This window comes from bacterium (genome assembly GCA_040755795.1).
In the GTDB taxonomy this organism is placed as follows: Bacteria; UBA9089; CG2-30-40-21; order CG2-30-40-21; family SBAY01; genus JBFLXS01.
Window position 1 is genome coordinate 1 of sequence record JBFLXS010000217.1, and the last position, 6,730, is coordinate 6,730.

The following is a 6,730-nucleotide window of genomic DNA, read 5'->3' on the forward strand; positions in this document are numbered from 1 at the left end:
TCTATCAGGCTTGTCGGAAGAAATTTAGCAGTCGGAGAGAGTATTGGAATCAGTTACGGTGTACGATTCGGATATTAATTTTTCAAAGTTGGGAGGAGCTTTTGTGGTTTATTCTTTCGCCACCTGAACCAGCAAGTGGATGAAAAGGGAGAAAGGGGGATAAGATAGAGAAATAATATAATTAAATAAGGATTTGATTTTGTGATAAAGGGAATAGTGTGCCCAATTTCTAAGATAAAGGAGATTCTCCAGAGGTTTAGGAGGGGGAAATTTTAAGCAATTTAGAGGAAGAAGATGTTTAAAAAGCAAAAAATGGCTTTAAGGTGGTTACTTGGGCTGTTTATTTAGTTTCACCGAGAATTGCTGATTTTTTATTTTTTTCTTGACAAATTTGACGATTTGTGCTATATTAATTAATGTTATGATTTTAAGGCAAAAAGACAATATGGGAAAAAGAAACTTATCCGTGTTTATTGACACGATGACTCCAATAATTGTAACATGGAGCTATCATCGTTGTGGTAATCCTCAATGTAAGAGATGCTGATGTGTCTTCGGAGCACATTAGCCGCCAGAGGTGCTACCTCTTGCTAATGTACAGCAGCCAGAGGTTGCTGAGCTATGCTTGGCTGAGTATTCTACGAAAAACTAAACATTTACAGCACATTGCTATCAGTTCAAAAATATTTTTGAGCCTAATTTTTGATCTTTTTGGTAATCAGTCAAAATTTTTATTGACATCAGTTAAAATTTTTGTAACTATTTACCCAAATGAAGTAGTATAAGAAGATTAACTGTAAAATAAATAATGAGAAATTGAAAGTGGAAGATTCTACATCCTTCCTTATCCTTTATTTTACATTTTACAGTATCCATTTTACAGTAAACTACTTCAAATGAGTAAAGTGTTACAAAAGAAGTTTAACTTATTTCCATTAAAGAAGTTCGCGGTGCTCTCTGTGGTTAGTTTTTGACATTACCTGAGCAAAAGAAAGGAGAGAAAAATGGTAAGAATAAGTGAGGTAATATCTATCTATCTATCTATCTATCGTAATGTGCCGTGATTTATTAAAAAGGAATTGTAGAGGCGTGTCTATTTCAAGAAAGACACGCTTTTTTTGTTTTTCCCAAAGATGTGAACAAATCTCAAAATTGGGGAGAATGATACCATGAATCCAGTAATTTCAGCTATAGGCACGGCAGTACCTCAATATGCTTACACTCAAGAACAGGTCTTCTCAAGCTTAAAATTGAGAGGACTTTTTAAGGAACTATTCATCGGAACAAGGATAAAGATTAGAAGATTTTCTATCCCTCTTGAGAAGGTGCTGAGGTTAAGTGTACAAGAACTCTATGAAAGTTATCAGCAGGAAGCTATTAAGTTGTCAAAAGAGGCGATTAATAACTGTCTTGCCCGGGCAAAAATCGAAGCCTCGGCAATTGACTGTATTGTCTTAGTATCCTGCACGGGATATACTTGTCCTGGCTTAAGTCACTATGTTGCCAGGGAAGTTGGATTAAGGCCAGATGTTGTCCATAACAACCTTTTGGGGATGGGATGTGGTGCGGCTGCTCCAGCCCTTCGCCGAGGATATGATTTTCTTCGCCTGAATAGAGGAAAAGCTCTTATTGTCTGTGTCGAAATCTGTTCGGCAACCTATCATCCTGATCGCAGCCTGGAGATGGCAATAGGTGATGCTATTTTTGCCGATGGGGCTGCGGCGGCTCTGGTATCTTCGGATGGTGATGGTTTTGCCTTTGTAGATTTCCTCTCTGTCTCGGCTACAGACCATATAGATAAGTTAGGTTATAGATGGGATGATGCCAGATTAAAGCTTGTCCTGACACCAAATCTCCCAGAAATAGTTAGTCCTCTTTTGGCTGAAGTAACAGATAAGCTTCTTAAATACAATAAGCTCAAAAAATCGTCCATCTCAATCTGGGCGATTCATGGAGGGGGAGTTTCAATCCTTGATAAGGCTAAAGAGGTTTTAAGAATTGATGAAGATGATATAAAATATTCTCGTTTGATATGGTCAGAATACGGCAATCTATCGAGCCCAACAATCTTGTTTACCCTTAAAGAACTGATGGATAAAAATGCGATTAAACAAGGGGATAAAACTATTATGTTGACGATGGGCGCTGGCATTGAAGTGGATGGGATTTTGTTAGAGTATGAAGGAGGTGGTTGAAAATGTCTACTCGACGAATTCTATTTGTATGCTACATTCAAAATCCTTTCAACCCATTTTTCTATCCACCAATAGGAATATTATATTTGTCTTCTATAGCTAAACAAAAGGGATATTCTACAAGTTTATTTGAATTACATGACCCTGACCTTGGAGTGGATAATATTGATACTTTCTTTAAATATCTTAATGAGTATAATCCTGATATTTGTGCATTTTCTTTCTATACCCCTGCTGCATTGAGGATTTTTAATATAATCCCTCAAATAAAGGCAAAAAGGCCTAAATGCCATATTATAGTTGGAGGTCCTCACGCAAATGCTTTGCCTATGCAAACAATGGAAGATTGTAAAGAAATAGATTTTTTGGTTTATGGTGAAGGAGAATCTACTTTTAACGAATTTTTGGATGCTCTCGAGAATAAAAAAACATTCTTTCACATTAAAGGTCTTGTGTTCAGACATGAAAATGAAATAATATGTAATGAAAAACGAGAATTAATAGAAAATTTAGATACCATCCCTTTTCCAGATTATGAATTAGTTAAAGATCAACATTATTCAGATATTTATCAATTGGGCAATCGGGTAATGAGTATAGTTAGTTCTCGAGGGTGTCCGTTTAATTGCAATTTCTGCTCTAAACTAACATTTGGTTCGCAGTATAGGCGCCGGAGTCCTTCTAATGTAGTAAGGGAGATAAAAATTTTAAGAGATAACTACCACATTGATGATATAACTTTTTGTGACGAGCTCTTCGGAATGGATAAAAAATGGATGGAGGATTTCTATGTAGAACTGGAAAATAACAGGGTAAAAATAAAATGGAAATGTATGACAAGGGTAGATATACTAAGGAAGAAAGATTTTATAAAAATGAAAAAACATGGCTGTTATGCTGTTGGATTGGGAATTGAATCAGGTAATAACAATGTACTTCAGGATATCAATAAGAAGATTAATAGAAAACAGATCCAAGAAGCTTGTAAAGATGTTACAGATGCTGGACTTACTACAATAGGTTACTTTATCCTTGGTCACAAGACAGATGATTATCAGAGTATAAAGCAAACATTAAACTTCCCTAAAGAGCTAAATTTAGATTTTGTAATATTCTCTCTCTTAACACCATATCCTGGTACTCAGATATATTCATATCTTCCGAATGAAGTAAAATATGACTGGCGAAAATTTAATCCTATACATCCTATAAATATTTCCCAAATAGACTCTGAAGATCTACAATCTTTTTTATTTCAAGGAAATGAGGTAGTGCTTTATAAGAGACTTAAATACTTGTGGGGAAATGTTATTCTTTCAAAAGACCATTTCAAAACAAAAAAACTTAAATTTTTGCATTGGTTAAATGCGATGAGAAATTCGGGTTCTACCCGACCTAAGGTCGTGATTCCATAGCATATTGATATTAATAGAGTTATTGAGCCGTGCATTTTCAATTTTCTATGCACAACAGATATTTGATGGTTAGACAAAAATGTGATGGAGCCGTAAGGATAAGATTATCATACTCACCATAGGTGCTGGGATTAAGGTAGATGGGATATTGTTAGAGTGAAAAAAGTGACATAAGGAAAAAAGAAATGATTATTTTAGAGAATATAAAAGATGGAATAAACACTCTGGGAATAAATAAAACACGAGTAATTCTCCCTGTGCTAAGTATATTATTTGGAGTTGCCTCTTTAGTTCTAATCTCTTCTGTTATAGAAGGAGAGAAAAGATTTATATTAAAAGAGATTGAGAAAATGGGCTCAAAATTAGTATCTGTATCTATGAGAGTCAGTGAGACAGAAATGTCCGTTGGGTTTACTCAAAAAGATACTGATGCAATAATAAAAAGGTGTGCTGAAGTTAAACAAATTCTACCTATAACAAGTAGTTCATATCCAATTTATGCCTCTAATAAAAGTATCGATGCGGCACAGGTTGTAGGGATAGCAGCAGAATTGAAGGAAGTAACAGAAATTCCTTTAATAATGGGTAGATTCTTTAACCAGGAGGAGGTAAATAATCTCTCTAATGTCTGTGTAATAGGAGAGGGAATTTATCATAAGCTGTTCAAAAAAATACCACCTATTAATCAGTCTATTTATCTTATAGGCAGTGCCAATCAGAAGATTAATCTGCGAATTATTGGGGTATTTGATAAGACCAATCAACAAATTCAAAGGATGATAGATAATGAGGGCATTATTGTGCCGATTACCGTTTTTCAAAAGGAAATAGCAGGGAAAAGTAATATCTTTTCTCTATTAGTTGAAACATATAACTCAGCACAGGTATCAAAAGCAGTTCAAGATATAAAAGCAATTTTTGAATTAAGGAAAATCTCTGTTATTGTGTATGCCCCAAAGGAGTTACTTTCTGCTCAATTTAGTATAAATAAAAAGGCAACAATCTTTGGATTCTGTCTTGGAATACTACTTTTAATAGTTGGCGGAGTGGGGATAATGAATATAATGCTAAAGTCTATTATTGAAAGAACCAAAGAGATAGGTATTAGAAAGGCAGTTGGAGCTAAAAATAGACATATACTAACCCAATTTCTTACAGAGGCATTTATAATTGGAATTTTGGGATGTGGGATAGGAGTATTTATTGGCATAATTGGAACTCATTTTATCGCAGGTTCGTTGATTAAAACAAGTACACCTGTAATTTCTCTACTAACAATTTTTGTCTCATGTGGGGTAGCTCTTATATTAACTCTTTTATTTGCACTTTACCCTGCTTCCAGAGCTTCATCTTTAAATCCTATTGATGCCTTGAGGTATGAGTAAGTAAGGAGAAGATATGAAAAATAATCAACTGATAAATAAAAAAGTTCTTGATGAAATAAAAAATATCTGCCTTGATGAAGAATATGAAATAAGGATAGAAGTTGGAGGAATAATTCTCTCTATAAAGACTAATGATTATGAGCTTAATGAGTTGATGAAGAGAAAATTTTATGCCTTTCTCTCATCAGATTCCCCTCAATTAGTTGTAGAAATTCAAGTGAAAGAGAAAATTCAAACTGGCTCAGAAGGAAGTAAGTGTGTTGTAGATGAATGGAGAGTATTGTTTAGTAAGGGGTATTCATATGCAGGAATCGCAGATTTTAAACAAAAGAAGGGACAGGTGATAATTATTCCTTCGGAAAAAAACAATACAGAAAGCATTATTAGACGATTTCTTTCCTACTTTTTAATAGAATTTAATGGCTTTTTTTTGCACGCAGCCAGTGTAGTAGTGGATTCTAATAGAGGTTTTATTTTCTGTGGTAAATGTGGATGTGGAAAAACTACTATTGCTAATTTGTCTGATAAATATACAGTTCTTAATGATGATATGAGCCTTATTCGAAAGATTAATAATCAGTATAAAGTATATAGTACTCCATTTTATGGAAATAGAATAAATAGTTACGTTTGGGCTCGGATAGAAAGTCTTCTCTTTCCCAAAAAAGATAAAGAGGTCTACATTAAAAAATATTCAATTTATAGTAGCCTAAAAGAGATTATCCCAAATATATTCTTGTTATTTGGTGTACTCCATCATTTTCAGAGAGAGAAAGTGTTTAATTTATGTAGTGAGATTATAGAAAAAGTACCTTGTTATGAACTTCACTTTCTGAAAGATGGAACCTTTTGGACTCATATCCTATCTGTACAAGGAGAAAGGAGAAAGTAATCTATTGGACAGAAGTAGGCCTATTTACGAACAGATTTTTAAAAAATATTGGGATAAGACTCTGCCATTTAGCGTTACAATAGAATTAACTTATAGATGTAACTTAGGGTGTGTTCATTGCTATGTAGAGAATAACTTAAAAGAGCAAGAACTTACTACCCTTGAAGTTAAACAACTATTAAATAAATTGGCTCAAGAAAAGGTAATTTTTTTAACCTTTACAGGAGGGGAGATTTTTTTAAGGGAGGACTTGTTTGAGATAGCCTCCTATGCAAGGAAGAATGGATTTATGATAAAATTATTTACCAATGGTACATTGATAACTCCCACAATAGCTGATATGATAAAAGGTGTTTGCCCTGAGGCAGTAGAGATTAGCATGTATGGAGCCACTGCTCAAACACATGAAGATATTACAAAAGTTTCTGGGAGCTTTGAGAAATCTATAAATGCCTTCAAGTTGCTCAAGGAAAGAGGAATAACTACTATCTTCAAACCAACATTAATGAGGCAGAATTTTGCAGAGTATTCTGAGATGAAATCATTAGCAGAGAAGTTAAAGGCAGTCCCAAGGTTTAGTATTACCATTACAGCAAGGAATGATGGGGGTACTACTCCATATCAGTATAGATTGTCTAATGACCAATTAGCTACTTTTTTTCAACAGTTTACATATGATGAGGAAGAAGATATTGAAGAAATATGCAAACAAATAAGAGGTTCTTCTAAGTTTTAAGTGGGTAAATAGTGTTTATTGAGTTGACCAAAATTAAGTTTTCCTGTAATCAAAAAGGTTACTATTTTAAAATTTCTGTAACTTCTAAAACCTCTGGCTTTAGCCTT

General features: G+C 34.0%; 6 protein-coding genes. All 6 read left to right on the forward strand.

Annotated elements, in window-relative coordinates:
• Window positions 1-421: 421 nt before the first annotated feature.
• On the forward strand, window positions 422-547 hold the full coding sequence (locus tag AB1414_13160) for a hypothetical protein (GenBank protein MEW6608372.1): 126 nt from the start codon (window positions 422-424) through the stop codon (window positions 545-547).
• Between the two features lie 622 nt (window positions 548-1,169).
• Complete coding sequence (locus tag AB1414_13165) at window positions 1,170-2,195, forward strand: 3-oxoacyl-[acyl-carrier-protein] synthase III C-terminal domain-containing protein (GenBank protein MEW6608373.1); 1,026 nt, start codon at window positions 1,170-1,172, stop codon at window positions 2,193-2,195.
• A 2-nt stretch (window positions 2,196-2,197) separates the two neighbouring features.
• Entirely contained in the window at window positions 2,198-3,610 is a 1,413-nt protein-coding gene (locus AB1414_13170; GenBank protein ID MEW6608374.1) for a radical SAM protein, read from the forward strand.
• Between the two features lie 185 nt (window positions 3,611-3,795).
• A complete protein-coding gene (locus tag AB1414_13175; protein ID MEW6608375.1) occupies window positions 3,796-4,995 on the forward strand; it encodes an ABC transporter permease in 1,200 nt (399 codons plus the stop codon).
• A gap of 13 nt (window positions 4,996-5,008) precedes the next feature.
• Window positions 5,009-5,887 carry a hypothetical protein gene (locus AB1414_13180; protein ID MEW6608376.1) on the forward strand — a complete coding sequence of 293 codons (879 nt, stop codon included), beginning with the start codon at window positions 5,009-5,011 and terminating at the stop codon, window positions 5,885-5,887.
• 4 nt (window positions 5,888-5,891) lie between these two features.
• Window positions 5,892-6,623, forward strand: coding sequence for a radical SAM protein (locus AB1414_13185; GenBank protein ID MEW6608377.1), 732 nt, complete (start codon window positions 5,892-5,894; stop codon window positions 6,621-6,623).
• Window positions 6,624-6,730 lie beyond the last annotated feature (107 nt).

Coding starts and splice junctions, on each gene's coding strand:
- AB1414_13160 (MEW6608372.1), top strand. CDS start 422: ATGATTTTAAGGCAAAAAGACAATATGGGAAAAAGAAACTTATCCGTG.
- AB1414_13165 (MEW6608373.1), top strand. CDS start 1,170: ATGAATCCAGTAATTTCAGCTATAGGCACGGCAGTACCTCAATATGCT.
- AB1414_13170 (MEW6608374.1), top strand. CDS start 2,198: ATGTCTACTCGACGAATTCTATTTGTATGCTACATTCAAAATCCTTTC.
- AB1414_13175 (MEW6608375.1), top strand. CDS start 3,796: ATGATTATTTTAGAGAATATAAAAGATGGAATAAACACTCTGGGAATA.
- AB1414_13180 (MEW6608376.1), top strand. CDS start 5,009: ATGAAAAATAATCAACTGATAAATAAAAAAGTTCTTGATGAAATAAAA.